This window comes from Mycolicibacterium sp. MU0053, assembly GCF_963378095.1.
GTDB classification, from domain to species: Bacteria; Actinomycetota; Actinomycetes; order Mycobacteriales; family Mycobacteriaceae; genus Mycobacterium; species Mycobacterium burgundiense.
This window is the reverse complement of sequence record NZ_OY726397.1, coordinates 1,235,650-1,262,344: the sequence shown is the minus strand read 5'-3', so window position 1 is coordinate 1,262,344 and position 26,695 is coordinate 1,235,650. Positions and strand designations below refer to the sequence as shown.

The 26,695-nt window shown below is 68.7% G+C and carries 19 protein-coding genes; 9 read left to right on the top strand and 10 right to left on the bottom strand.

Going from position 1 to position 26,695, the window contains the following annotated elements; genetic code table 11:
* Positions 1 to 18: 18 nt before the first annotated feature.
* Together RCP80_RS05970 and RCP80_RS05965 are read right to left on the bottom strand one after the other, a co-directional pair.
* Positions 19 to 1,329, bottom strand: a complete 1,311-nt coding sequence (locus RCP80_RS05970) for a lipase family protein (RefSeq protein ID WP_308481457.1) — start codon at positions 1,327 to 1,329, stop codon at positions 19 to 21.
* A gap of 72 nt (positions 1,330 to 1,401) precedes the next feature.
* Entirely contained in the window at positions 1,402 to 2,214 is an 813-nt protein-coding gene (locus tag RCP80_RS05965) for a uracil-DNA glycosylase (protein ID WP_308481456.1), read from the bottom strand.
* Between the two features lie 66 nt (positions 2,215 to 2,280).
* On the opposite strand from RCP80_RS05965, the gene tap reads away from it, so the two are divergent.
* From tap to RCP80_RS05945, 4 genes are read left to right on the top strand one after another with little or no spacing between them, the layout of a single operon-like run.
* Positions 2,281 to 3,507 (top strand): multidrug efflux MFS transporter Tap, encoded by a 1,227-nt coding sequence (tap, locus tag RCP80_RS05960; protein ID WP_308481455.1) that lies wholly within the window; start codon positions 2,281 to 2,283, stop codon positions 3,505 to 3,507.
* 45 nt (positions 3,508 to 3,552) lie between these two features.
* Positions 3,553 to 4,920: an FAD-binding oxidoreductase gene (locus RCP80_RS05955; protein WP_308481454.1), complete on the top strand. Its 1,368-nt coding sequence runs from the start codon at positions 3,553 to 3,555 to the stop codon at positions 4,918 to 4,920.
* A 45-nt stretch (positions 4,921 to 4,965) separates the two neighbouring features.
* Positions 4,966 to 6,201, top strand: coding sequence for a cytochrome P450 (locus RCP80_RS05950; protein WP_308481453.1), 1,236 nt, complete (start codon positions 4,966 to 4,968; stop codon positions 6,199 to 6,201).
* On the top strand, positions 6,201 to 6,836 hold the full coding sequence (locus RCP80_RS05945; protein WP_308481452.1) for a TetR/AcrR family transcriptional regulator: 636 nt from the start codon (positions 6,201 to 6,203) through the stop codon (positions 6,834 to 6,836). The genes RCP80_RS05950 and RCP80_RS05945 overlap by 1 nt, the downstream gene beginning before the upstream one ends.
* Here the strand turns inward: RCP80_RS05945 and RCP80_RS05940 are convergent.
* From RCP80_RS05940 to RCP80_RS05930, 3 genes are all read right to left on the bottom strand, one after another.
* Positions 6,821 to 7,537 (bottom strand): siderophore-interacting protein, encoded by a 717-nt coding sequence (locus RCP80_RS05940; protein ID WP_308481451.1) that lies wholly within the window; start codon positions 7,535 to 7,537, stop codon positions 6,821 to 6,823. The two genes, RCP80_RS05945 and RCP80_RS05940, sit on opposite strands and share 16 nt — an antisense overlap.
* Positions 7,538 to 7,598: 61 nt before the next feature.
* Positions 7,599 to 8,741 carry an acyltransferase family protein gene (locus tag RCP80_RS05935; protein WP_308481450.1) on the bottom strand — a complete coding sequence of 381 codons (1,143 nt, stop codon included), beginning with the start codon at positions 8,739 to 8,741 and terminating at the stop codon, positions 7,599 to 7,601.
* Positions 8,741 to 10,501: a DEAD/DEAH box helicase gene (locus RCP80_RS05930; protein ID WP_308481449.1), complete on the bottom strand. Its 1,761-nt coding sequence runs from the start codon at positions 10,499 to 10,501 to the stop codon at positions 8,741 to 8,743. The genes RCP80_RS05935 and RCP80_RS05930 overlap by 1 nt, the downstream gene beginning before the upstream one ends.
* Before the next feature lie 115 nt (positions 10,502 to 10,616).
* Between RCP80_RS05930 and RCP80_RS05925 the strand changes: the two genes are divergently transcribed.
* The gene (locus RCP80_RS05925) at positions 10,617 to 11,147 is read left to right on the top strand and encodes an LppP/LprE family lipoprotein (RefSeq protein ID WP_308482722.1); all 531 of its coding nucleotides are present in this window, start codon (positions 10,617 to 10,619) and stop codon (positions 11,145 to 11,147) included.
* A gap of 56 nt (positions 11,148 to 11,203) precedes the next feature.
* Positions 11,204 to 14,662: a TM0106 family RecB-like putative nuclease gene (locus RCP80_RS05920; protein WP_308481448.1), complete on the top strand. Its 3,459-nt coding sequence runs from the start codon at positions 11,204 to 11,206 to the stop codon at positions 14,660 to 14,662.
* Between the two features lie 108 nt (positions 14,663 to 14,770).
* Here the strand turns inward: RCP80_RS05920 and RCP80_RS05915 are convergent, their stop codons facing one another.
* Complete coding sequence (locus RCP80_RS05915; protein WP_308482721.1) at positions 14,771 to 16,786, bottom strand: MFS transporter; 2,016 nt, start codon at positions 16,784 to 16,786, stop codon at positions 14,771 to 14,773.
* A gap of 268 nt (positions 16,787 to 17,054) precedes the next feature.
* Positions 17,055 to 18,290, bottom strand: coding sequence for a multidrug effflux MFS transporter (locus RCP80_RS05910; protein WP_308481447.1), 1,236 nt, complete (start codon positions 18,288 to 18,290; stop codon positions 17,055 to 17,057).
* Between the two features lie 153 nt (positions 18,291 to 18,443).
* Here RCP80_RS05910 and RCP80_RS05905 point away from each other — a divergent pair, with 153 nt between their 5' ends.
* Entirely contained in the window at positions 18,444 to 19,229 is a 786-nt protein-coding gene (locus tag RCP80_RS05905) for a hypothetical protein (RefSeq protein WP_308481446.1), read from the top strand.
* 208 nt (positions 19,230 to 19,437) lie between these two features.
* Complete coding sequence (locus RCP80_RS05900; RefSeq protein ID WP_308481445.1) at positions 19,438 to 23,184, top strand: multifunctional oxoglutarate decarboxylase/oxoglutarate dehydrogenase thiamine pyrophosphate-binding subunit/dihydrolipoyllysine-residue succinyltransferase subunit; 3,747 nt, start codon at positions 19,438 to 19,440, stop codon at positions 23,182 to 23,184.
* Positions 23,185 to 23,327: 143 nt separating this feature from the next.
* Here RCP80_RS05900 and RCP80_RS05895 read toward each other — a convergent pair whose 3' ends face one another.
* The gene (locus RCP80_RS05895) at positions 23,328 to 23,687 is read right to left on the bottom strand and encodes a DUF732 domain-containing protein (protein WP_308481444.1); all 360 of its coding nucleotides are present in this window, start codon (positions 23,685 to 23,687) and stop codon (positions 23,328 to 23,330) included.
* Positions 23,688 to 23,814: 127 nt separating this feature from the next.
* Between RCP80_RS05895 and RCP80_RS05890 the strand changes: the two genes are divergently transcribed.
* Entirely contained in the window at positions 23,815 to 24,645 is an 831-nt protein-coding gene (locus RCP80_RS05890; protein ID WP_308481443.1) for an SDR family NAD(P)-dependent oxidoreductase, read from the top strand.
* A gap of 5 nt (positions 24,646 to 24,650) precedes the next feature.
* On the opposite strand, the gene RCP80_RS05885 is transcribed toward RCP80_RS05890, so the two are convergent.
* The gene (locus RCP80_RS05885; RefSeq protein ID WP_308481442.1) at positions 24,651 to 25,460 is read right to left on the bottom strand and encodes a glycine betaine ABC transporter substrate-binding protein; all 810 of its coding nucleotides are present in this window, start codon (positions 25,458 to 25,460) and stop codon (positions 24,651 to 24,653) included.
* 51 nt (positions 25,461 to 25,511) lie between these two features.
* Positions 25,512 to 26,687 (bottom strand): NAD(P)-dependent malic enzyme, encoded by a 1,176-nt coding sequence (locus RCP80_RS05880; protein ID WP_308481441.1) that lies wholly within the window; start codon positions 26,685 to 26,687, stop codon positions 25,512 to 25,514.
* Positions 26,688 to 26,695: the final 8 nt, after the last annotated feature.

Sequence of the window (26,695 nt, the reverse complement as noted above, 5' to 3'; positions counted from 1 at the left end):
CGCCGAAATCACTCGGGACTAGAACTGCCCGCAGTTGGGTGTGGTGGGCACGCCGTTGAACCGGTCGGCGATCCACTGCATGGCCCGTTCACCGTCCACCAGCATCGGCAGGGCATGGTTGATGACGGCCTTGTTCAGGAACGGCGGCTGTTCGTTGGTCCAGAACTGCACATCCACCCCCTGCTCACACCAGTCGCGGCCCAACTGATGGGCCCCGGTCCACGGCACCAGCGGGTCGAATCGGTTGATGACGATCAGGACCGGCGAGGCGGGTTTGAGTCGGCCCAGCTTCTGCAGGTCGAATAGCGACTTGAACGGCTCGTTGGCGACCACCTGCTTGATGTCTTCGTTGAAGTAGGGCTGGATATGGCGAAACATGAACTTGAACAGCGTCTCTGCGACGCACTGGTCCTGCGTCTTGGCCAGCAGATCGACGCCGCGGGGTGTCAGTTTCGCGCGGATCGCCTGTTCGGCCTCCGGATACGCGGCGATGAAACCGTTGAGCAGGTAGCCGACCGCGCCGACCAGTGCGCTGCCGTCGGCGTACGGGAGCATCTCGACCAGATCCGCCGGTGGGGCGCCCGCGTAGGTGCCGACGACATCCAAGTCGGGGGCGTAGAGCGGCGCCCGCTCGGCCGCTGACGCCGCCGCCCCTCCGCCCTGCGAGTAACCCCAAAATGCCACCGGCCCTTCGGGATCCAGTGAGGTGTCCGGGAGGTTCAGCGCGGCCCGTCCGGCGTCGAGCATCGCATTGCCCTCGGCGACATGATTGACGTAGGTGTGCAGGCCCGGCGTGCCCAGGCCCTGGTAATCGGTCATCACGATCGCGAACCCGCGCGCCACCATGGTCGCGACGAACAGTTCCTCGTAGTTGAAGGCCAGGTCCAGCCACGGCGACCAGTGGATGCCCTGGTTGAACTGCCGCGACGGCGCGCATTGGTCGCCCTGGCCCTGGGTTCCGGGCCCGTAGACGATCAACGGTCGCGGGCCCTGGCCGGGCCACGGGTTGTGCGGCTCGAAGTAGGTTCCGGTCACCGCGATCGGGTTGCCGCGAGCGTCGGTGCTGCGGTACATGATCCGCGTGCCGTCCGCCACGATCATGCCGAGTTGGCCGGAGGGCTCCAGCACCAGCCGCGACGGTTCGGTGCGGATCAGCTCGCCTGGATCACCGGGCGGCAGCGGGTCCGGCGGGGTGTAGAACGGGATGTACTCGTCTTCATTGAAGATCGGATTCCAGTGGTCGTTGGTGGGATCGGCGTGCGCACTCGACGGTGCCGCGAGAGTCCCGATCAACAACAGCGTCAGCAGAACCCCCGCTACCCGACCCATTGGGTGAACCTAACACCGACTTCGGTGCGTTCAGGGGCGATCAGCACGCCTGAGCGCACCCGAATCGCCGTCTCAGATGCGGGCGCGGCGGCGAGCGTCGGTGAAGATGTCGTCGAGCATCGCGGGCGTGAGCCGCCCGGTGAACATGTTCTGCTGGCTGGGATGAAAGCAGCCCAGCAGCTGCTGACCGGTGGCCAACTGGACCACGGCGCCGTGACCGAATTTGGGCTTGGGACGCTCGAATTGACCGGCGAGCAGGCCGAGAGCCACCTGCCAGGCGAAGCCGCCGAGGGTCACCACTACCCGGACGTGGGGCGCGACCATGGCCCACTCCGCGAGCAGCCACGGCGAGCAGGTGATGCGTTCGGCCGGGGTGGGTGCGTTACCCGGTGGCGCGCACCGTACCGCGGCGACGATCCGGGTCTTGTTGGCCCGCAACCCGTCACCGGCATCCACCGACAGCGGCTGATTGACCAGGCCGGCCCGGTGCAACGCGGCGAACAGTTGATCACCGGAGCGGTCACCGGTGAAGACCCGTCCCGTGCGGTTGGCGCCGTTGGCGGCGGGGGCCAATCCCAGGATCAGCAGCCGAGGCCGGGTCGAACCCCAGCCCGGGGACGGGCGGCCCCAATATGGCTGATCGGCGAAGGAGCGGCGCTTGACGACGGCGACCTCTTCGCGCCATGACACCAGCCGCGGACAGGCTCGGCACACGCTGACCTCCGCGTCCAGTTCCCGCAGGTTCGACGCGGCCGCCGCCAGCTCCGCGACGGCAGTGTCGTCCTCGGCGACCGGTGTCGTCGCGGTCGCCGGGTCTCCCGGCCAGCCGGTGCCGGGAGGTACGGGGGACGCGAACAGCCGGCCGGTTCGCGGATGTGGCAGCACCCGTTCATCGGGCCAGTCGAAAATCCGGTGCCGTCACCGGTTCGACGCTGCTAGCGTCGATTCGCCATGGTCAGCACCTCGCGCGTACCGCTCGGGCTGATCCTGTTCTCGGCCCTGACGGCCGGGGCGGGCAACGGCATCTCGATCATCGCGTTCCCGTGGCTGGTGCTGCAGCGCAACGGCTCCGCGGTGGAGGCCTCCGTGGTGGCGATGGCGGCCACGCTGCCGCTGCTGGTGGCCACGCTGTTCGCCGGGACCGCGGTGGACTACCTGGGCCGGCGCCGGGTGTCGATGATCTCCGATCTGCTCTCGGCGCTGTCGGTGGCGGGGGTGCCCGTGATCGCGCTGCTGTTCGGGGTCGAGGCGGTCAACGTCGCGGTGCTGGCCGCGCTGGCCGCCTGCGGCGCCTTCTTCGACCCGGCCGGGATGACCGCCCGCGAGACCATGCTGCCCGAGGCGGCGGCGCGGGCGGGTTGGACGCTGGACAAGGCCAACAGCGGGTACGAGGCGGTGTTCAACCTCGCCTACATCGTGGGCCCGGGCATCGGCGGGGTGCTGATCGCCACGATCGGCGGTATCAACACGATGTGGGTGACCGCGGCGGCCTTCGCGGTGGCGATGGGGCTGATCGGGATGTTGCGCCTGGAGGGCGCCGGTGTCCCGGACCGCACCCAACTGCCCGAACAGGTATGGGACGGAATCGTCGAGGGGTTGCGGTTCGTCTGGAATCTGCGGGTGCTGCGCACGCTGGCGCTGATCGATCTGGCGGTGGTCGGGCTGTACATGCCGATGGAAAGTGTGCTGTTCCCGAAGTACTTCACCGACCGCGACGAGCCCGCGCAGTTGGGCTGGGTGCTGATGGCGCTGTCGATCGGGGGGTTGGTGGGCGCGTTGGGATACGCGTTCACCTCGAGATACCTGAGCCGACGCGTGACGATGATTGCCGCCGTCTTGACCCTGGGCAGCACCATGACGGTCATCGCGGTGCTGCCGCCGCTGCCGGTGATCCTGGTGGCCGCCGCGATCGGCGGGTTCGCCTACGGGCCGATCCAGCCGATCTACAACTACGTCATGCAGACCCGGGCCCCGCAGCACCTGCGCGGCCGGGTGGTCGGGGTGATGGGCTCGTTGGCGTATGCGGCCGGACCGGTCGGGCTGATCGTGGCCGGACCGCTGGCCGACGGGGCCGGGCTGCAGGTGACCTTCCTGGCGTTGTCGATTCCGATGATCGCCCTGGGCCTGGTCGCTATTGCCCTGCCCTCGCTGCGCGAACTGGACCGAACACCCGGCTGAGCGCACCGCCGACCGGGCGCCCGCCGCACCTCTAGGATCGGGGGCGTGCCCGCGCCCGAGATCGCCAGCCTGGCCGCCGAACTGCCCGGCGGGGCGGTGGTCACCGATCCCGACATCGTGGCCGCGTACCGCCAGGATCGGGCCGCGGACCCCGACGCCGGCACTCCGCTGGCGGTGGTGCGACCGACCTGCACCGAGGACGTCCAGGCGACGCTGCGGTGGGCCACCCGGCATCGCATCGCGGTGGTGCCGCGCGGGATGGGCACCGGGTTGTCGGGGGGAGCGACCGCCGTTGACGGCGGCATCGTGTTGTCCACCGAGAAGATGCGCGGCATCACCGTCGACCCGGTCACCCGCACCGCTGTGGCCCAGCCCGGACTGCTCAACTCCGAGGTGAAGAACGCCGTTGCGGCGCATGGCCTCTGGTATCCGCCGGACCCGTCGTCGTTCGAGATCTGCAGCATCGGCGGCAACATCGCCACTAACGCCGGCGGGCTGTGTTGCGTGAAGTACGGCGTCACCACCGACTACGTGCTGGGCCTGCAGGTGGTGCTGGCCGACGGCACCGCGGTTCGGCTCGGCGGTCCGCGCCTGAAGGACGTGGCCGGGCTGAGCCTGACCAAACTGTTCGTGGGCAGCGAGGGTGCCCTCGGCGTCATCACCGAGGTGACGCTGCGCCTGCTGCCGCCCCAGCCGCGCGCCTGCACGGTGGTCGCCACCTTCGGTTCGGTGCGCGCGGCCTGCGAGGCGGTCTCGACCGTGACCGCCCGGATCAGGCCCGCGATGCTCGAGTTCATGGACGCAGTGGCGATCAACGCCGTCGAGGACAAGCTCAAGATGGGCCTGGACCGGACGGCCGTGGCGATGCTGGTCGCCACCTCCGACGAACGCGGCGCCGCCGGCACCGAGGATGCCGAGTTCATGGCGGCCGCTTTCACCGAACACGGTGCGCGCGAGGTGTTCTCGACCTCGGACCCCGAGGAGGGTGCGGCGTTCGTGGCCGCGCGCCGGTTCGCGATCCCCGCGGTGGAAGCCAAGGGTTCGTTGCTGCTCGAGGATGTCGGGGTACCGCTGGCCGCGCTGGCCGACCTGGTCGCCGGCATCGAGGCGCTGGCGGCCGAGCGCGACCTGATGATCTCGGTGATCGCCCACGCCGGTGACGGCAACACCCACCCGCTGATCGTGTACGACGCCGACGATCCCGAGATGACCCGGCGCGCCGCGCAGGCCTTCGGCGACATCATGGACATGGCCGTCGAGTTGGGCGGCACGATCACCGGTGAACACGGCGTCGGTCGGCTCAAGAAACCGTGGCTCGCCGGCTATCTGGGCCCCGAGGCGATGGAGTTGAACCGCCGGATCAAGCAGGCCCTGGATCCCGACGGGATCCTCAACCCTGGCGCCATCATCTGACGCCCACCGGTTGACATCACCGCGCTTGTGTCGTATTCATGAGACATGACAGCGCAAGTGTCTCAGGACCGCCCGGTCTTCCGGCTGGCCGATGGCGACAGCTGGGCCGAGCCGTGGCCGATGTACCGGGCGCTGCGCGATCACGACCCCGTGCACCACGTGATCCCCGAGCAGCGGCCCGACCACGACTACTACGTGCTGTCCCGGCATGCCGACATCTGGGCCGCCGCTCGCGACCACGGCACGTTCTCGTCGGCGCAGGGCCTCACGGTCAACTACGGTGAGCTAGAAATGATTGGCCTGCAAGACAATCCCCCGATGGTCATGCAGGATCCGCCGGCCCACACCCAGTTCCGCAAGCTGGTCTCGCGCGGTTTCACCCCGCGGCAGGTGGAGGCCGTGGAGCCTCAGGTCCGCGAGTTCGTGGTGGCCCGCATCGAGCGGTTGCGCGCCAACGGCGGCGGGGACATCGTCGCCGAATTGTTCAAACCGCTGCCGTCGATGGTGGTCGCGCATTACCTGGGTGTGCCGGAGTCCGACCGCGGCCGTTTCGACGCCTGGACCGAGGCGATCGTGGCGGCCAACACCACCGAAGGCGGCGTGGGCGGCGCGCTGGAAACCCTCGGCGACGCCCTTGGCGAGATGATGGCGTACTTCACCGCGTTGATCGAGCGCCGCCGGACCGAACCCGCCGATGACACCGTCTCGCACCTGGTCGCGGCCGGTGTCGGGGCCGACGGGGACATCGCCGGGGTGCTGTCGATCCTGGCGTTCACCTTCACGATGGTCACCGGTGGCAACGACACCACCACCGGCATGCTGGGCGGTTCGGTGCAACTGCTGCACCGCAGGCCCGACCAGCGTCGGATGCTGGTCGAGTCGCCGGAGCTGATCCCGGCTGCGGTGGACGAGTTCCTGCGCCTGACCTCCCCTGTGCAGGGCCTGGCCCGCACCGTCACCCGCGACGTCACCATCGGCGACACCACGATTCCGCGCGACCGTAAAGTGCTGCTGCTCTACGGCTCCGGCAACCGCGACGAGCGCCAGTACGGCGCCGGGGCGGCCGAACTCGACGTCACCCGCCGCCCCCGCAACATCCTCACCTTCAGTCACGGAGCACATCACTGCCTCGGCGCCGCGGCCGCCCGGATGCAATCCCGGGTCGCCCTGACCGAGCTGTTGACCCGCTGCCCGGACTTCGAGGTCGACGAGGACGGGATCGTCTGGGCCGGCGGGAGTTACGTGCGCCGGCCGCTGTCCGTCCCGGTTGCGGTGCGCTGATGGCGGGCAATGATTGGCTGGGCTCACGACGCGGCGAAGTCGCCGCCGACCGCATTCTCGACGCGGCCGGCGAGTTGTTCGTCCAACGCCCGGCCGCCTCGGTGGGCATGCATGAGATCGCCCAGGCCGCAGGCTGTTCCAGGGCGACCCTGTACCGCTACTTCGAGAACCGGGAGGCGTTGCACACCGCGTTCGTGCACCGCGAAGCGCACCGCTTGCACGGCGAGGTGGTGGCCCGGATCGGCGGTATCGAGGATCCGGGCGACCGGTTGGTGGAGGCGTTCCTGGTATCGCTGCACCTGGTGCGCAACAGCCCCGCCCTGCAATCCTGGTTCGCCGCCAGCAATGCACCGATCGGCGCCGAGATCGCCGATTCCTCCGCCGTGATCAAGGCCATGAGCGCGGCATTCGTGGTGTCCCTCGGCGACACCGACACCGATGCCGAGGCCGTCGACCGTAAGGCGCGCTGGTTGGTGCGGGTATTGACCTCGATGCTGCTCTTCCCCGGCCGCGACCGCGACGACGAGCGTCGGATGGTGGCGGAATTCCTGGTGCCGATCGTCGCGCCGACGTCGCGCCGACGTCGCGCCGATCGCGCTGACCGCGCTGACCGCGCGGCTCAGGCCGCCCAGTAGCCCTGCGCCTTGAGCGCGCTGCGCGGTATCGCGAACTCCTCCCGCAGCACCCGGGCGACGCCGCGGGTGGTCCGGTTGTCGCAGGCGACCCAGCCGAAATGGTCGGCGGCGTCGAACGCCGCGGCGCGGACCGCATCGATCAGGGCCTGGCCGGAATCCCGGCGGTCCACCCAGGTGAGCTTCGGATCGCCGGACACCGGCAGCCCTCGGTCGTCGTCATGACCGGCCTCGAGGAACACGTGCGTGGGGGCCGTGTCGATGGCCTCCAACAGCGAGTTGATCGCCGGCAGCGAGGCGGTGTCGCCGATGATGACGTAGCCGGCCGGCGGCGGCGTCGGGAGCGCGAAGTTGCTGCCCAAGACGGTGACCTCCAGGACGTCACCGGGCTGCGCCGCGCAGGCCCACCGGGTGGCCAACCCCTCGTGCAGCGCGAAGTCGATATCGACCGTCCGCGCCCGCGGGTCGGGGTTGACCAGGGTGTAGCCGCGCTGGTGGGCCCTGTCACCGTCGGGGAACCAGCCCCGCACCCACATCGTCGGATGCGTGGGCCCGGCGTCGAGCAGGGACCCGGAATCGAAGTGCAAGCGCAGATAGTGCGGACTGAGCTCGGTGCGGCCCGTGACCGTCAGCGCGTGATCGCCGCCGCGGCACAATTTGACGACGGCTCCGGTGAGACCCCGGGACGGTTTCGACTCGGCCACTGTGCACCCTTTCCTCGACTTAGGTAAGGGTACCCTTCCTTGCGGATAATCGGGGCCGGAGTCAGCCGCGCACCCGGGTGAACCGGTGCAGCAGCCACGCCACCGGGATCGTCATCGCCATCGTCACCACGAACAAGCCCGCCATCGATCCGGTGTAGACGGGCTTGTGCAGCACCTCGACCATCGCGATCTCCATCAGCACCAGGTGCACCAGGAAGATCTCGTAGGAGATTTCGCCGAGCCACACCATGGGGCGGCTCGCGAGGAACCGGTTGTACCAACCGCGCTGATCCCCCAACGCCGGCGGGGCCAGCACCAGGGCCGCGATCACGGCGTAGAACACCGATTTCATGATCGCCTCGAACAGCCCCCGCGGGGACGTGGTGGGCTCCCCCGCAATCGGGGTGGAGGCAATGAAGTAGCAGATCAGCGCCAGCGGCACCGCGACGAACCCGTAACACCGCACGCCCATCGTCTGCAACACGGCCAACGCCATCCCGCCGAGGAACCACAGCAGGTACGTGGGCAACCACAGCGTCGCACCGTCGGGCAGCCAGTGCGAATCGTGCACCAGCAGCTGCCACAGCGGGGTGATCAGCCCCAGTGCGGCCAGCGCCGTCAGCAGCACCCGGGGCCGCCACTCCCCGCGGCACAGCAGCACCAACAGCACATATGCCAAGGCCGGCAATACCGCGTAGAAGGACACCTCGACCGCCAGGCTCCACATCTGCGTGAGGCCCTGGTGCAGATAGGAGTACACGTAGTTGTCGGTGTAGAGCTGGGTCAGGGTGAGGTTGCGGAACAATCCCATCCAGGTGTGTCCGGGGTTCGGCCCGCCGGTGCGGAAGTGATAGACCAGGTAGGCCAGCAGCACCGTGACGACGTAGGCGGGCATGATGCGCCGCACCCGGTGCCAGGCATAGCGCCGCACCGACGGCGCCGGCCGGTCCAGGGCCACGGCCCGCACCCAGGGCCGAAACAGCAGGAACCCCGAGAGCGCGAAGAAGATCGGGACACCGATCTCCATCCGGGAATACACCAGTCCGACATAGCCCTGCGGGTACCGGCCGGTGGTGTAGGCCGCGTGGGTCAGCACCACCAGGATGGCCGCGACGGCCCGGACCCCGGTCAGCGAGGCGACCCGGTCCACGCCGGAAACCTGCTCCAGTCCGCCTTGGACGTCGCGGTCCTGCGATACCGCCATTACGGCTTTCGGTGCTTGTGCGGCTTCTTGCTGCCCTGGTAAGGCTTCTTGTCACCGCCCCGATACGGCTTCTTACCGCCGCCGTCGCGCGTCCCGGCACCGCCGGGATCGGGCTGGAGGTTGATCAACACGCCCTGGATTCGGGTCTTCTCCAACGCCTTGAGCGTCTCGGGCGGCAGGTTCGGCGGCAGTTCGACCAACGAGAAGTCGGGCATGATCGCGATGTGCCCGAAGTCACTGCGACTCAGGCCGCCCTCGTTCGCGATCGCGCCGACGATCGCCCCGGGCATCACCTTGTGCCGCTTCCCGACATCGATCCGGTAGGACGCGAACGAGCCGCTGGACCGGCGCGTCGGCCGGTCGCCGCGGTCCGGGCGATCCGGCCGGTCCGGGCGTTCGCGGCGCTTGTCCGGCGGCGGCTCGGACATCAGGAACTCTTCGCCCTTGCGGGTCTGCAACGCCAGCGCGGCCGCGATGTCGGCCATCGACACATCGCTCTCGCGTTCGTAGTCCTCGATCAGCCGGCGGAACAGTTCGAAGCCGGGGGCGCCGAGCGCATCGCTGATGGAATCGCGGAACTTCGCCACCCGCTGCGCGTTGACATCGTCGACGGTCGGCAGCTCCACCTCGACGAGCTTGGACCGGGTGGCCTTCTCGATCGACTTGAGCATGTGGCGCTCGCGCGGTGAGACGAAAAGTACTGCGGTGCCGGATCTTCCGGCCCGGCCGGTGCGACCGATCCGGTGCACGTAGGACTCGGTGTCGTGCGGGACGTCGTAGTTCAGCACGTGCGAGATCCGCTCGACGTCCAATCCGCGGGCGGCCACGTCGGTGGCGACCAAGATGTCGATGCTGCCGTCCTTCAGGGACGCGATGGTGCGCTCGCGCTGGTGCTGCGCGATGTCACCGTTGATGGCGGCCGCGGAGAATCCGCGCGCCCGCAGCCGCTCGGCGACCTCCTCGGTGGCCTGCTTGGTACGCACGAACACGATCATCGCCTCGAACGGTTCGACCTCGAGGATCCTGGTCAGCGCGTCCATCTTGCGGTGCCCGGACACCTGGATGTAGCGCTGCGTGATGTTCTCGGCCGTCGCGGTTTTCGCCTTGACCGTGACCTCGACCGGGTCGTGCAGGTACTTGGTGGTGATCTTGCGGATGGCCGCGGGCATGGTCGCCGAGAACAGCGCGACCTGCTTGTACTCGGGGGTGTCGACCAAGATGCGTTCGACGTCCTCGGCGAAGCCCATCTGCAGCATCTCGTCGGCCTCATCGAGCACCAGATAGTCCAGATGCGACAGATCCAGGGTGCCGCGTTCCAGATGGTCGATGACCCGGCCGGGAGTGCCGACCACGACGTGGGCGCCGCGGCGCAACCCGGCGAGTTGCGGGGTGTAGGACGAACCACCGTAGATGGCCAGCACGTTGATCTGCGGCAGTTGCGCCCCGTACCGGCTGAACGCCTCGGCGACCTGCAACGCCAATTCGCGGGTGGGCGCGAGCACCAGCGCCTGGGTGTGCTTCTTGGTGACGTCGATCTTGGACAGGATCGGGATGGCGAACGCGGCGGTCTTGCCGGTCCCGGTCTGCGCCATCCCCACCACGTCGGAGCCGGCCAGCAGCGCCGGGATGGTCGCGGTCTGGACCGCCGAGGGCGTTTCGTAGCCGACGTCGGACACCGCCTGCAGCACGGCGGGGTGGATTTGCAGGTCGGCAAACGTCAAGGCAGGTTGATCGGACTGGTCCGGGTCTTCGGTGGTCATCGCGAGTGAGTCTAATGCCGTTTGCGGGCGATGCCTGCACGGTTGGTCATCGCGGAGCCGGTAGCCTGCCGGTGTGTCCGCGGCCCGTCGAGAAACTCTGGCGTCTGCGGCCGGGATGGCTGCGCTGTTCGCGCTCGCGGCCTGCGGGTCCGGCGACTCCACCGTCGCCAAGACCCCCGAGCCGCCGGCCCTGCCTGCGGCGTCGGCGCCGGTCGCGCCGTCCACCGTCGCAGCCCCGACCACGACGCCGCCGGGGCCGGCCGACCCGTGCGCGGTGAACCTGGCCGCGCCGGCGATCGCCCAAGCGGTCTCCGAGCTGCCCCGCGACCCGCGCAGCCGGCAGCCGTGGAGTGCCGAACCCATCGCGGGCAACTACAACGAGTGCGCACCGCTGTCGGCGGTGATCGTCGAGGCCAACACCAATGCGGAGAATCCGAGCACCCGGGCGGTGCTGTTCCACTTGGGCAAATACATCCCCAGCGGGGTTCCGGACACGTTCGGCTTCAATGCCCTGGACGCCTCGCAGAGCACCGGTGACACGGTCGCGCTGGAGTACAGCTCCGGGATCGACGGCCTCTCCAGCGTGGTCAAGTTCCGTTGGAACGGCAGCGGCGTCGAACTGATCGGCAACGCGCCCGGCGGCTGACCCGGTAGCCGTCGGCCGGCCCGGGATTGTCGGCGCCCTCACCTACAGTGGGCGCTGTGTTCGTCGCCGACGACCCCGGCGGCCCGGTGGTCATCTACAGCGCCTCCGACCTCGCGTCGGCGGCCGGATGCGAATACGCGCTGCTGCGCAGCTTCGACGCCAAATTGGGGCGGGGCACTCCGCTGGAGTCCGCCGAGGACGAAATGTTGCGTCGCACCGCCGAACTCGGCACCGAACACGAACAACGGACCCTCGAGGACCTGATCACCCAGCACGGCAGCGGTGCCACCGGGGTGGTCACGATACCCAGCGCCGCGTATTCGGTGCCGGCGCTGCAGCGCGCGGCCGCCGCGACCGCGGCGGCCTTCGCCGCGCGACCGGCCGTGATCTACCAGGCGGCCGTGCTCGACGGTCGGTTCGTCGGCTTCGCCGACTTCCTGATCCGCGCCGGCGACGAACCCGACGCGCCGTATCGGGTCGTCGACACCAAACTGGCCCGCCACGCCAAGGTGACCGCGCTGCTGCAGATCGCCGGCTACGCGGACGCGCTGCGCGCCGCCGGCGTCGCCGTGGCCGCGACGGCCCAGCTGGTACTGGGCAACGGACAGGTGGTGGAGTACCCGCTGGCCGACCTCATCCCGGTGTACCGCAGGCAGCGCGCGCGCCTGCAGGAACTGCTCGACACCCACCTGGCCACCGACGCGCCGGTGTCCTGGCGCGATGAGACGGTCGCGGCCTGCATGCGCTGCGAGGCGTGCGCACCCCACCTCGTCGAGGACGACGACGTGCTGCTGGTGGCGGGCATGCGGCTGACCCAGCGCGCCACGCTGCTGCAGGCCGGCATCGACAGCGTCACCGCGCTGGCCGAGTCCGCGGGAGCCGTCGACGGGATCGCGGCGTCCACGGTGGCGACGCTGCGCCGGCAGGCCCGGCTGCAGGTCGAGGGGCGGCGCACCGGGGTGCCGCCCTACGAGATCGCCGACGCCGACGCGCTGGGCGCGCTGCCCGCCCCCAACCCCGGGGACCTGTTCTTCGACTTCGAGGGCGATCCGCTGTGGACCGAGGACGGCCAGACCTGGGGTCTGGAATACATGTGGGGCGTCCTCGACGAGCGGGACCGGTTCCGGCCGCTGTGGGCCGAGGACCGGGCCAGCGAGCGCAAGGCGTTCCTGGACTTCCTGGCCATGGTCCGCAAACGCCGCCACCGGTATCCGGGCATGCACATCTACCACTACGCCGCCTATGAGCGGACCACGTTGCTGCACCTGGCCGCCCGCTACGGGGTCGGCGAGGACGAGGTCGACGACCTGCTGCGCGCCGAGGTGCTGGTGGACCTGTACCCGATCGTGCGCAACGGTCTGTGCATCGGCACCGGATCGTATTCGCTCAAGGCGCTCGAACCGCTGTACATGGGCTCGGAGTTGCGCACCGGCGAGGTCACCACGGCCGCATCCTCGATCACGCAGTACGAGCACTACCGCAGCCTGCTGGACGCGGGCCGCAAGCAGGAGGCCGAGGCGGTCCTCAAGGAGATCACCGACTACAACCTCTACGACTGCCGGTCCACCCGGCGGCTGCGGGACTGGCTGCTGCTGCGCGCCTTCGAGTCCGGCGTCACCCACCTGACCCGCCCGGGCGAAGGCGGTGAACCCGTCCCGCCACTCGATGACGTCGCCGAGGTTCTGCTGGGCTTCGCGGGCGACGGGTTCAGCAGCCCGCGCACTTTCGAACAGAGCGCCGCGGCGCTGCTCGAGTCGGCCCGGGGTTACTACCAGCGGGAGCGAAAACCCTACTGGTGGGCGCACTTTCACCGGCTCAGCCATCCGGTCGACGAATGGGACACCACTGGGGTCTTCCTCATCGAGGAGGCCGAGGTGGTCGAGGACTGGCACCTGCCGCCCCGGGCCCGCAAACCCCGCCGCCACCTGCGGCTCACCGGCGTACTGCAGGGCGGCCAACTCGACGGCCGACCGCAGATCCTCTACGACCGGCCCGCACCCGCCGGACTCGACGACGAGCACCCCGACCGGCGCGCGTCCTGGAACGCCGAGGTCCTCGACGTCACCGACGTCGACGGCGTCCCGGTGGAGGTGCGGATCTGCGAACTGCAACCCGAGTCCGGCCCGCATGACCACCTGCCGATGGCACTGACCCCGGCCAGGCCGATCCGCACCGGCAAGATCGAGGAGTCCATCGCAGCGCTGGCGACCGAGGCCGCGGCGACGCTCTCGGCGGACCCGCCCGCACTCCCCCGCTGCGCCGTCGTCGACGTGCTGTGCCGGCGACCACCGACCACCCTGAGCGGGGCGGCGCAGTTGCCCCGCCGCGACGGCGACGTCGACTCCATCACCGCCGCGGTTCTGGACCTCGACCGGTCCTACCTCGCCGTGCACGGACCGCCCGGTACCGGCAAGACGTTCACCGCCGCGCGAGTGATCGCCACGCTGGTCAACAACCACCGCTGGAAGATCGGTGTCGTCGCGCAGTCACACGCCGTGGTGGGTCACCTGCTCGACGAGGTCGTCGCCGCCGGCGTCGACGCGACCCAAGTGGCCAAGAAGGCCGGCCGCGACGGTCTCAGCGGACGGTTCACCACCATCCCCGACTCCGGATATGCCGACTTCCTGGACACCGACCGTGGCTGCGTGATCGGCGGCACCGCATGGGATTTCGCCAACGACAATCGGATCGCGACCGACTGCCTCGATTTGCTGGCCGTCGACGAGGCCGGTCAGTTCTCGCTGGGCAACACCATCGCGGTGGCCCGCGCCGCGCGCAACATGCTGCTGCTCGGCGACCCGCAACAGCTCGGCCAGGTCTCGACCGGCAACCATCCCGAACCGGTCGATCACTCGGCGCTCGGCTGGTTGACCGACGGTCACGACGTGCTGCCGGCCGCGCTCGGCTACTTCCTGGAATGCACGCACCGGATGCACCCCGACGTCTGCTCCGTGGTCTCGGCGCTGTCGTACGACAATCGACTGTTGCCGCACCCCAAGACCGCCGAACGCGTCCTCGAGGGTCATGCGCCGGGGGTGCGCACGCTGCTGGTCGAGCATCGCGACAATGCCACCTGCAGCGTGCAGGAGGCGGTCGCGATCACCGCGGCCATCGGCGATCTGCTCGGCGCGAAGTGGACCGACGAGCACGGCACCCGACCGCTGGCGGCCACCGACGTCCTGGTGGTGGCGGCCTACAACGCCCAGGTGCTCACCCTGCGCGCCCACCTGGAGGACGCGCACCTCGGCGATGTGCTGGTGGGCACGGTCGACAAGCTGCAGGGCCGGCAGGCCCCGGTGGTGTTCGTGTCGATGGCGGCCTCGGCCATCGCCGACGTGCCCCGCGGAATGTCGTTCCTGCTCAACCGAAACCGGCTCAACGTGGCGATCAGCCGCGCCCAGTACCTGGCCGTCGTGGTGCGCTCGCCGGCGCTGACCGACTACCTGCCGGGCACGCCGCAGGGCCTGATCGACCTCGGCGCGTTCCTGGCACTGTCGCCCGGAACGGCGGGTTGATCTCCCACGGGCCGATCCGCTCTGCTCGCAATCACCACGATCCGCAATTCGTGGCGCACCGGGAGGCGCTGCTGAGCGCGCTGGGCGCCACGGCCGCCTGAGCCCGCGTCACGGCCGGGAGTGCCGGCCGTAGCTCTCCCCGTCGTCGGGGTCCTCCCGGTAGTGCCGCGGCCGGTGTCGCGGCGGGCGGTCCTCGGGCACCTCGAACGCCGACCACGTGCCCCCGCTGTCCTCGAACAGATCGGCGAAGTCCTCCGACAGGTTGTCGATACGCTCGGCGAGCTGTTGAAAGGTGTCTACGTGGTGGTGCAGCGTGCCGCGTCGCGGTTCGCTCCCCGCGGGCCGCGGCAGCGGTTGCAGCATGTCGTCGTCGGTGTGGAAGCCGTTGTGGGCGAACCCGATTGGTTCTGGCTCTGGGGGCGCGGATCGGGTGTCCGCGACCTGGGCCGGCAGCGGCGCGGTGTCGCTGTCGTCGGCCGGGTGATCGTTCTCGTCGAACCCGGCATCGAACTCCGGTGGCGCGGCGAATCGAAGCGCCGGCCGGTCCACGGTGAACTCGACGTAGTCGTCGTCCTCGTCGATGCCGTCATCGAACTCCTCGTCGAAGCCGTCATGGAACCCGTCGTCCTCGGATTGCGGAGCACGCCAGTACGCGTCGGACTGCTCGGAGACCACCGGCAGCACCTCGGTGCGCTCCTCGGACGCCGGCCGACGGACCACCGGCGCGCTCGCGGTGCGCACCATGTCGGCCAGGAAGATCGCGGCCACGACTCCGAACAGCGACACGAACGCCGGCAACAACATGGACTGGCTCAGCGCCGCGGCGAACGGCGCGTGCAGGAATTCGGGCAACTCCATGACCGCACCCTCGATCGGCGGCCGCTGCGCCGCCCCGTCCGGTAGCTCCGCACCGATGCGCGAGGTCATGAACGCGGCCACCCCGGCGCTGCCCAGCACCGACCCGACCTGCCGGGTCGCGTTGTAGACCCCGGATCCGGCACCGGCCAACTGCGGTGCCAGATTTCGGGTAGCGGTGGCGGCCAGCGGCGACCAGATGAACGCCATCCCGACGCCCATCGCGATGAAGGGCAGGACCAACCGCCAGACCGCCGTAGTCGGCGTCATCTCCACCGACAGCCAGGTCATCCCGATCGCCAGCACCGAGAACCCGAAGCCGATGATCGGCATCGGATGGGAGCGGTCCACAAGGCGGCCCACCAGCGGTGCCAACACCCCCGACACCACGGCCATCGGGGCCATCAGCAGCGCTGACCGCGTCGGCGTCAGACCGCACACCAGCTGGGCGTAGAACATCACCGGCACCACCATCGCGGTGACCGCGAAGCCGATGATCGCGACACCGAGACTGGACAGGGTGAAGTGCCGGTCGGCGAAGATGCGCAGCGGGATCAACGGCTGATCCTTGTTGACGGCCTGCCAGTAGACGAACCCGCCGAACAACAGGATCCCGGCGAGGATCATCGCCCAGATCCACCCCGCCCAGCGGTGCGATTCGCCCTCCTGCAGACCGAAGACCACCAGGAACATCGCGATGCCCGACAACGCCACCCCGAGCAGGTCGAAGCGATGCTTGTTGGTCGGCTGCGCCGGGATCAGCCAGACCGCCAAGGCCAGCCCGAGGACCCCGATCGGCACGTTGACGAAGAAGATCCATTCCCAGCCCAGCTGGTCCAACAACACGCCCCCGACGAGCGGACCCGTCAGAGTGGCCAGCCCGGCCGTCGCGCCCCAGACACCCATCGCCACGCCCCGACGCTCGGACGGGAAGATCCGGGTGATCATCGACAGCGTCTGCGGGGTCAGCAGTGCCGCGCCCAGGCCCTGCACGACGCGGGCCGCGATCAGCATCTCGATCGACCCCGACAATCCGCACCACAGCGACGCCACGGTGAAGATGAACAGGCCCAGCAGATAGAGCTTCTTCGGCCCGAACTGATCGCCGAGCCGGCCCGCCACCAGCAGCGGTACGGCGTACGCCAGCAGGTAGGCGCTGGTGACCCAGATGACCCCGTCGTAGTCGGTTTGCAGCTGCTCCATCATGGTCGGATTGGCCACGGCCACGATCGTCGAGTCGACGAGGATCATGAAGAAGCCGATCATCATCGCCCACAGCGCACTCCACGGGCCGCGCACCGTGTCGACGACCGTCTTCAGCTGAGGCGTCACACACGTCACCTCACGTTTCCGTTATCCGCGCACCGCCGCGCTACCGCGCGCTTGACCTTCTGGCCAGCGGGTTTCCAACGCGGTCGGGGACATCGGGGGATGTTTCTGGCTCCACGCATGGTAGGTCATTCACAACGGACCCACCCCGCGCCGATCGGACCGGACGATACGGACCGGGCCCGCGCCCCACAACCGGTGCGGGGTTTCAGGCGCGTTCGGGGATCGCGTCGACCACGGCGTCGGGCACCTGCACCGGCTGGGGACGGACCACCGACATCAGGATCAGCGCGAGGGCCGCACCGACGGTCATCACCAACGCCAGCGCGCGCTCGTCGTTGCCCAGCATCCCCACCGCCGGGGCCACCACCGCGCCCAACCCGAACTGCGCGGCACCGAGCAGTGCCGCGGCGGTCCCCGACGCCTCCGGGTGCCGGGACAGCGCCAAGGCGGGCGCGTTGGGCAAGACGAAGCCCATCGCGGCCAACACGGTCCAGGCCGGGAGCAGGAATCCGACGATGCCGCCGAACTGCGTGACGGTGACCGCCGTGAACACCACCCCGGCGACCGTCGCGACCACCAAGGCGGCGACGACGATCCGTTGCGGGGTGAACCGGTCGAGCAGCACCACATTCATCTGGGTCGCACCGATCAACGCGACCGCCCCGGCGCCGAAGACCACCGCGAACACCTGCTGGTTCAAGCCGTAGTGCCCTTGCAGCACGAACGCGGCGCCGGCGATGTAGGCGAACAGGCCCGCCATCGCCATCGCCCCCACCAGCACCAATGCCATGAAGCGCGCGTCGCGCAGCAGTTGGCCATAGGTGGCCGCGATGCTCCGGATCCGCAGGGGTCGGCGATGCTCGGCGGGCAACGTCTCCGGTAACGCGGTGGCCGCCATGATCAGCAGCGCCCCGGCGATGAGCACCAACGCACCGAAGATCCACCGCCACGACGCTTCGAGCAGGACAACCGCACCCAGCGACGGCGCCAGCACCGGCGCCACCCCCAGGACCAGCATCAGCCGCGATATGACGGCGGCTGCGGTGGAACCGGAGAACAGATCGCCGACGACCGCGATCGCAACCACCGCGGTCGCGGCCGCGCCCATGCCCTGCAGTCCGCGGGCCACTCCCAGCGCGGTGATGTTCGGCGCGAACATGCACAGCAACGACGCCGCCATGTGCAACGACACCCCGACCAGCAGCGGGCGGCGCCGGCCCAGCGAATCCGACAACGGACCCACGACCAGCTGCCCCAGCGCCAGGCCGATCAACGTGCCGGTCAAGGTCAGTTGGACCACCGAGGAGGTGACGCCGAGATCGTCGGCGATGCGCGGCAGCGCGGGCAGGTACATGTCGATGGTCAGCGGACCCAGGGCCACCAATGCACCGAGAACAAGGATTATCCGGAGCCGACTCGGCCGAACGGGGGTAACCACCATGACTGTCAGTAGCACTCGCCGGAGGCGGTTTTCTTCCCGCGGCACCACACGGTGACTGTTATCACTACCGGGCACCCGGTCCGGACCGACATTCGTTACACAGTACGTACCAGCGGCTAGCCTGAAACCAGGCAAGTCCCCAGGAGGCAACCTATGTTCGCCCGTAAGAAGACCAACCCGGACAACCTGCCCGCCACGACCGAACCGGAGGAACCCGGCGCCGCGGCCCATGTGCTGTCCCGGGTGATCGAAACGGGCTCGCGACTGCAGGCCCCCGCCATCCGCGCATACGTCCAGCGGCTGCGCGACAAGTCACCCGAAGCCACGCCGGAAGAGATCATCGAGCGGCTCGAGAAGCACTATCTGGCCGCGGTGATGGGCAGCGGCGCGGCCGTCGGATCTGCCGCGCTGGTGCCCGGCGTCGGCACCGTGCTGGCGTTGTCGCTGATCGCCGGCGAAACCGCGGTGTTCCTGGAGACCACCGCGGTGTTCATCCTCGCGGTCGCCGAGGTGCACGGGGTTTCGGCCGAAGACAAGGAACGGCGCCGCACCCTGGTGCTCGGCGCCCTGGCCGGCGACGACGGCAAGAATGCCGTGGCCCGCCTGCTGGGGCCGGGCCGGACCAGCGGCGCCTGGCTCAGCGAGGGCGCGGCCACGGTGCCGCTGCCCGCGCTGTCGCAGGTCAACACCAAGCTGATGAAGTATTTCGTCAAGAAGTTCGCCATCAAGCGCGGTGCGCTGATGTTCGGCAAGCTGCTTCCGGTCGGCATCGGGGCCGGGGTCGGGGCCGTCGGCAATCGTCTGATGGGCAAGCGGATCGTCGGCAACGCGCGCCAGGCGTTCGGCCCCGCGCCCGCGCGGTGGCCGGGTGCGCTGCGGGTGCTGCCGCCGCTGGAGGCCGGCACCGAGGAACCCGCCACCGACGCCATTGGCTCCTGAACGGGTGGCCCCAGATCGCGAAGCTGTGACAATTCGTGGAGTTTGCCCTGCTTACATGGCCTGGCACACGACACAGGGGCTAGCCTTGTTGCGGCGAAACATCTCCGGCCCCTTCCGGCATGTGACGCGAACACGACGGCAGGCATCGGGCGGGGCCCGCCGGCGCAAGTAACTGGTTATACGAGACGAATTGAGGCGAGCAGCCGCTGTGAGCAGTGCAAGTTCACCATTCGGCCAGAATGAATGGTTGGTCGAGGAGATGTACCGCAAGTTCCGGGACGATCCGTCCTCGGTCGATCCCAGTTGGCACGAGTTCCTCGTCGACTACAACCCGGAACCGGTCAAGGCCGACACCGCGTCGGCCGACAACGGTAGATCGACGTCCGCCGCCCCGACCGCACCGCCCGAGCCGGCGCCCGCCCCGCCGGCCAAGAAGCCCGTCAACGACGCACCGACCAAGGCGCCGAGCACCAACAAGGCCCCCGTCAAAGAGTCGGCCCCCGCCAAGCCCGCCGAGCCGGCGAAACCGGCCAAGAAGCCCGCCGAGAAGCCGGCCGCCAAGGCCGCGCCGCCCGAGGACACCCAGCAGCTGCGCGGGGCGGCCGCCGCCGTCGTCCGCAACATGAACACCTCGCTGGAGGTGCCGACCGCGACCAGTGTGCGGGCCATTCCGGCCAAGGTGATGATCGACAACCGCATCGTCGCCAACAACCACCTCACGCGGACCCGCGGCGGCAAGATCAGCTTCACCCATCTGTTGGGCTACGCGGTCGTGCAGGCCATCAAGAGCTACCCGAACATGAACCGGCACTACGCCGAGATCGACGGAAAGCCCCACGTCGTCACCCCCGAGCACACCAACCTGGGTCTCGCGATCGACCTGCAGGGCAAGGACGGCAAGCGCACGCTGGTAGTCGCCGCCATCAAGGGCTGCGAGACGATGCGATTCGGCCAGTTCATCGCCGCCTACGAGGACATCGTGCGGCGCGCACGCGACGGCAAGTTGACCGCCGAAGACTTTGCGGGCACCACGATCTCGCTGACCAACCCGGGCACCATCGGCACGGTGCACTCGGTGCCGCGGCTGATGTCCGGACAGGGCACCATCGTCGGCGTCGGAGCCATGGAGTACCCCGCCGAATTCCAGGGGGCCAGCGCGGAACGCATCGCGGACCTGGGCATCGGCAAGCTGATCACGCTGACGTCCACCTATGACCACCGCATCATTCAGGGCGCGGAGTCCGGGGACTTCCTGCGCACCATCCACGAACTGCTGCTCGCCGACGAGTTCTACGACGAGATCTTCCTCGAACTCGGCATTCCGTATGAGCCGGTTCGGTGGCGCATCGACAACCCGGACTCGGTCACCGACAAGAACGCGCGCGTCATCGAGTTGATCGCCGCCTACCGCAACCGCGGCCACCTGATGGCCGACATCGATCCGCTGCGGTTGGACAACTCCCGCTTCCGCAGCCACCCCGACCTTGACATCCTGACCCACGGGCTGACGCTGTGGGACCTGGACCGCGAGTTCAAGGTCGCCGGATTCGCCGGCAGCGAGTACAAGAAGCTGCGCGACATCCTGTCGGTGCTGCGCGACGCCTACTGCCGCCACATCGGGGTGGAGTACACCCACATTCTCGAACCCGAGCAGCAGCAGTGGTTGCAGGAGCGCGTCGAGGTCAAGCACGAGAAGCCCACGGTTGCCCAGCAGAAGTACATCCTGAGCCGACTGAACGCGGCCGAGGCCTTCGAGACCTTCCTTCAGACCAAATACGTTGGGCAGAAGCGATTCTCGCTGGAGGGCGCGGAAACCATCATCCCGATGATGGACGCGGCCATCGACCAGTGTGCCGAACACAGCCTCAATGAGGTGGTCATCGGGATGCCGCACCGCGGCCGGCTGAATGTGCTCGCCAACATCGTGGGTAAGCCGTATGCGCAGATCTTCACCGAGTTCGAGGGCAACCTCAACCCGTCGCAGGCGCATGGCTCCGGCGACGTCAAGTACCACCTGGGCGCGGAGGGCACCTACATCCAGATGTTCGGCGACAACGACATCGAGGTGTCGCTGACCGCCAACCCGAGCCACCTCGAAGCCGTCGACCCCGTGCTCGAGGGTTTGGTGCGCGCCAAGCAGGACCTACTGGACAAGGGCGACGGCGACGACGGCTTCTCGGTGGTGCCGCTGATGCTGCACGGTGACGCCGCATTCGCCGGGCAGGGTGTGGTGGCCGAGACGCTGAACCTGGCGCTGCTGCGCGGGTACCGGGTCGGCGGCACGATCCACATGATCGTCAACAACCAGGTCGGCTTCACCACCTCGCCCGAGGACTCCCGCTCCTCCGAGTACTGCACCGACGTCGCGAAGATGATCGGCGCACCGATCTTCCACGTCAACGGCGACGACCCGGAGGCCTGTGTCTGGGTCGCCAAGCTGGCGGTGGACTTCCGGCAGAAGTTCAAGAAGGACGTCGTGATCGACATGCTGTGTTACCGCCGCCGCGGTCACAACGAGGGCGACGACCCGTCGATGACGCAGCCGGCGATGTACGACGTCATCGACCGCAAGCGCGGGGTCCGCAAGTCCTACACCGAGGCGCTGATCGGCCGTGGCGACATCTCGATGAAGGAAGCCGAGGACGCGCTGCGCGACTACCAGGGGCAGCTGGAGCGGGTCTTCAACGAGGTGCGCGAGTTGGAGAAGCACGAGATCGAACCCAGCGAGTCGGTGGAGTCCGAGCAGGAACTGGCGCGCGGTCTGGTGACCGCGGTCGACAAGTCGATGCTGGCCCGCATCGGCGATGCGCACCTGGCGACCCCGGAGAACTTCACGGTGCATCCGCGGGTCAAGCCGGTGCTGGAGAAGCGTCGCGAGATGGCCTACGAGGGCAAGATCGACTGGGCCTTCGGCGAGCTGTTGGCGCTGGGATCGTTGGTGGCCGAAGGGAAGTTGATCCGGCTGTCCGGCCAGGACACCCGGCGCGGAACCTTCACCCAGCGGCATTCGGTGATCATCGACCGCAAGACCGGCGAAGAGTTCACGCCGCTGCAACTGTTGGCCACCAACGAGGACGGCACCCCCAGCGGCGGAAAATTCCTGGTGTACGACTCGGCGCTCTCGGAGTTCGCCGCGGTCGGGTTCGAATACGGCTACTCGGTGGGCAACCCGCAGGCGCTGGTGCTGTGGGAGGCCCAGTTCGGCGACTTTGTCAACGGCGCGCAATCGATCATCGACGAGTTCATCAGTTCGGGTGAGGCCAAGTGGCGCCAGCTCTCCGAGGTGGTCCTGCTGCTGCCGCACGGTCACGAGGGCCAGGGTCCCGACCACACCTCGGGACGCATCGAGCGGTTCCTGCAGCTGTGCGCGGAAGGTTCCATGACGGTCGCGATGCCGTCGACCCCGGCCAACTACTTCCACCTGCTGCGCCGGCACGTCTACGACGGGATCCACCGCCCCCTGGTGGTGTTCACCCCGAAGTCGATGTTGCGCAACAAGGCCGCGGTCAGCGACATCAAGGACTTCACCGAGTCGAAGTTCCGCTCGGTCTTGGAGGAGCCGACGTATGCCGACGGCGTCGGTGATCGCAGCAAGGTCAAGCGAGTCCTGCTCACCAGCGGCAAGCTGTACTACGAGTTGGTGGCGCGCAAGGCCAAGGAGAACCGGGAGGACATCGCGATCGTGCGGGTCGAGCAGCTGTACCCGCTGCCGAGCCGCCGGTTGCCGGCCACCCTGGACGGCTACCAGAATGCCGCGGAGTTCTTCTGGGTCCAGGAGGAGCCGGCGAACCAGGGCGCCTGGCCCACCTTCGGGCTGGCCCTGCCAGAGTTGTTGCCGGAGAAGCTGACCGGGATCAAGCGGATCTCCCGGCGCGCGATGTCGGCACCGTCGTCGGGTTCGTCGAAGGTGCACGCGGTCGAACAGCAGGAGATCATCGACGAGGCCTTCGCCTGAGCTTGCGAAGGCGCAGCCGAGGAGTATCCCACCAGCGCGAGGCCTTCGCCTGAGCTGAGTTCTTCAGCGCGAGCGGCCACCCTTGTACACCGCGCAGCGGCGTGTCGCGTACAACGGTGGGCGCTCGCGCGAAGACCGGTAGGTCAGAAGCCGAACAGCCCGAGCGGAACGGGGTATTCGCCGTTGGCGACCGAGGCCACCGCGCTGGGGCAGAACAACGTGATGGCCAGGCCGGTGAACATCGTGGCCGGTCCCAGCGGTCGGCCGATGGACTCGGACACCCGTCCGGCCACATCCGCCATCCGCTGACCGGGTTCGGCCAGCATGGGGCAGACGTCGCGGCCCACGTTCGCTGCGGTGGCCGGATCGATGTCGGTGATACCGGCATCGGCCAGCGAATTCAGAAAAGCGTCGGTTTCCGCATCGGCCGCAGCGGGCACGGCCGTGGCCAGTCCCACCGAAAGCCCGATCGCAGCAACGGCCGCAATATGCGAGTACTTCATGATTGACGCATCGTAGGCCCGTAGTGTTCCGTTACCCAAGCAGACCGCGACCCGGCCCAACCCGGTACCGTCGGTATCGGCTAATCTGATCTACTTGACACGAGTTGAACAAGCGAGGAGTGCGCTCATGGAGGGCTTCGCCGGAAAAGTGTGCGTCGTGACGGGTGCCGGTTCGGGCATCGGACGCGCGCTCGCGATCGAACTCGGCCGCTCCGGGGCCAAGGTCGCCATCAGCGACGTCGACACCGAGGGGTTGGCCGAGACCGAGGCCGAACTCAAGGCCATCGGCGCGCCCGTGAAGACCGACCGCCTCGACGTCACCGAGCGCGAAGCGTTCGAACTCTATGCCGGACAGGTCAAAGAACACTTCGGCAAGGTCAACCAGGTTTACAACAACGCGGGCATCGCCTACTCCGGTGATGTGGAGGTCACCGCCTACAAGGACATGGAACGCGTGATGGACGTCGACTTCTGGGGCGTCGTCAACGGCACCAAGGCCTTCCTGCCGCACCTGATCGAGTCCGGTGACGGTCACGTCGTCAACGTCTCGAGCCTGTTCGGCATCTTCTCCGTGCCCGGGCAGGCGGCCTACAACGCGGCGAAGTTCGCCGTGCGCGGCTTCACCGAGGCACTGCGCCAGGAAATGCTCACCAAGTACCCGCACGTCGCGGTCACGACGGTGCATCCGGGTGGCATCAAGACCGCGATCGCCCGCAACGCCACCGCCGCCGAGGGCCTCGACGCGCAGCAACTGGCCAACGAATTCGACCGAAAGCTGGCGCGCACCAGCCCCGAACGGGCCGCCCAGATCATCCTCGAAGCGGTGCGCAAGAAGAAGGCGCGGGTCCTCGTGGGCGCCGACGCCAAGGTCCTCGACGTGCTCGTGCGCCTGACCGGTTCGGGCTATCAGCGGATCGTCGCAAAGGCGATGGCCAAGGCGGTGCCCGGCGCGCACTGAGTCGCTCAGCGGCCCAGCGGGTTCTCCGCCAACCACTCCTCGGCCAGGACGCGCGGATCGGCCCCCGCGGCCAGGTCTTTTCGCAGCTGTTTGAGCGTCGCGGTGTCGAGCACACCGGCAACCTCGTTGACCGCCAGCACCTGCCGCGCGCTCAGTTCGTTGCGCCGGTACAGCGGTACGACGTTCTGCGCCCGGACCATGTTCGGCTTGCGGTCGGCCAGCACCACCACCTCGCCGGGCACCTTCGGATCGGCCGTCATGGTCCAGGCCACGTTGATGCGGTCAGCCTGCAGAGCCTCGAAAAGCGCTGTGTCGTCGCTGAATTCGCGAGGTGCGGGCAGCGTGCACGTGCCGACCGACGACGGCGGCCGCATCCCCCGCGGCGCACCTGGCCGCAGTTCGTCGCAGTGTTCGACCATGGTCGCCAGATCGCGGCCGTCCCAGTCCGCTGCGGTGGCCTCGGTGATCGCGACGGCCGGCTTGTCCTCGGCGGCGGTCGCGTAGTCGCCGGCGCTGACCCCCTCGGGCAGCATGCCGACCATGGCCTTGTACACCTGCTCATCGCCGGTGCCGCGGGTGCCGGGGGCAAACCGCTGCAACAGCCGGCCGGTGTAGCCCGGGACCACCGTGACCTCGCCGGAGTCCAGTCCCGCCAACGGATCGGAAAGCTCGACGACGTGGGCCGGGGTGCCGTAATACCGCAGCGCGGCCGCGTACAGATTGGCCAGCAGCACCGAATCCGGGTCCGGGCCGGCACCGACGCCCACCGAACCGTCGCCGGGTTGCGGGCCACCGCATCCCGCAAGCACCAACACCACCAGCACCCCCCACAGTGCGGGGCGTAGCCGGCCGATGCCAGTCAGCGGCTAGTCCTCGTCCTCAACAGCGGCGCTCACCGCTTCGGTCACCGCGGGGCACACCCGCGGATCCAGCGGGCTCGGCACGATGTACTCCGGATCCAGATCGTCGCCCACCACGGCGTGAATCGCCTCGGCCGCGGCCACCTTCATCCGCTCGGTGATGCGCCGCGCGCCGGCGTCCAACGCCCCGCGGAACACGCCGGGGAATGCCAGCACATTGTTGATCTGGTTGGGGAAGTCGCTGCGTCCGGTCGCGACCACCGCCGCGTACTTGTGCGCGACATCGGGGTGGATTTCGGGGTCCGGGTTCGACAACGCGAACACGATGCTCTTCGGGGCCATCGTCGCGATGATGTCCTCGGGCACCACCCCGGCCGAAACTCCCAGGAAAACGTCGGCGCCGTCGAGGGCCTCGGCCAGACCGCCGGTCCGCCCGGCGGGGTTGGTGCGCTCGGCGAGTTCGGCCTTGAAGCTGTTGAGGTCTTCCCGCTCGCGGGACACGATGCCCTTGGAGTCCAGCACCGTGACATCGGAGACGCCGCTGGCCAGCAGGATGTTGGTGCAGGCCACCCCGGCCGCGCCGGCGCCCGACACCACCACCCGCAGCGAACTCATCTCACGGCCGACCACCTTCGTCGCGCCCAGCAGGGCCGCGAGGACCACGATCGCGGTGCCGTGCAGATCGTCGTGCATGACCGGGCAGTCCAGGGCCTCGATGACGCGGCGTTCGATCTCGAAGCAGCGCGGCGCCGAGATGTCCTCCAGGTTGACCGCGCCGAACGTCGGGCGCAGCCGCACCAGGGTCTCGACGATCTCGTCGGGGTCCTTGGTGGCCAGCACGATCGGAATGGAATCCAGGCCTGCGAACGTCTTGAACAGCGCGCTTTTGCCCTCCATCACCGGCAGCGAGGCGGCCGGGCCGATGTCGCCGAGACCGAGCACCGCGGTCCCGTCGCTCACCACGGCCACCAGGCGGTTGGCCCAGGTGTAGCGCTTGGCGAGGGTGACATCGGTGGCGATGGCGCGGCTGACCTGGGCCACCCCCGGCGTGTAGGCGATGGACAGCGCCCGCTGGGTGTCCAGCGGCGACTTCAACTCCACCGACAGTTTGCCGCCCAAGTGCGCGTCGAAAATTTCCTCGTCCGTGAGCACCAGATGCGGTGCACTATCCGATTCGGCCACCGAGCCAG

What these genes read in the sequence shown, in the direction of transcription:
- RCP80_RS05895 (WP_308481444.1), bottom strand. Translation starts at nt 23,687, where the DNA reads ATGAAGTACTCGCATATTGCGGCCGTTGCTGCGATCGGGCTTTCGGTG.
- RCP80_RS05930 (WP_308481449.1), bottom strand. Translation starts at nt 10,501, where the DNA reads ATGACCACCGAAGACCCGGACCAGTCCGATCAACCTGCCTTGACGTTT.
- RCP80_RS05945 (WP_308481452.1), top strand. Translation starts at nt 6,201, where the DNA reads ATGGCGGGCAATGATTGGCTGGGCTCACGACGCGGCGAAGTCGCCGCC.
- RCP80_RS05890 (WP_308481443.1), top strand. Translation starts at nt 23,815, where the DNA reads ATGGAGGGCTTCGCCGGAAAAGTGTGCGTCGTGACGGGTGCCGGTTCG.
- RCP80_RS05915 (WP_308482721.1), bottom strand. Translation starts at nt 16,786, where the DNA reads ATGATGATCGGCTTCTTCATGATCCTCGTCGACTCGACGATCGTGGCC.
- RCP80_RS05970 (WP_308481457.1), bottom strand. Translation starts at nt 1,329, where the DNA reads ATGGGTCGGGTAGCGGGGGTTCTGCTGACGCTGTTGTTGATCGGGACT.
- RCP80_RS05925 (WP_308482722.1), top strand. Translation starts at nt 10,617, where the DNA reads ATGGCTGCGCTGTTCGCGCTCGCGGCCTGCGGGTCCGGCGACTCCACC.
- RCP80_RS05950 (WP_308481453.1), top strand. Translation starts at nt 4,966, where the DNA reads ATGACAGCGCAAGTGTCTCAGGACCGCCCGGTCTTCCGGCTGGCCGAT.
- RCP80_RS05910 (WP_308481447.1), bottom strand. Translation starts at nt 18,290, where the DNA reads ATGGTGGTTACCCCCGTTCGGCCGAGTCGGCTCCGGATAATCCTTGTT.
- RCP80_RS05905 (WP_308481446.1), top strand. Translation starts at nt 18,444, where the DNA reads ATGTTCGCCCGTAAGAAGACCAACCCGGACAACCTGCCCGCCACGACC.
- RCP80_RS05935 (WP_308481450.1), bottom strand. Translation starts at nt 8,741, where the DNA reads ATGGCGGTATCGCAGGACCGCGACGTCCAAGGCGGACTGGAGCAGGTT.
- tap (WP_308481455.1), top strand. Translation starts at nt 2,281, where the DNA reads ATGGTCAGCACCTCGCGCGTACCGCTCGGGCTGATCCTGTTCTCGGCC.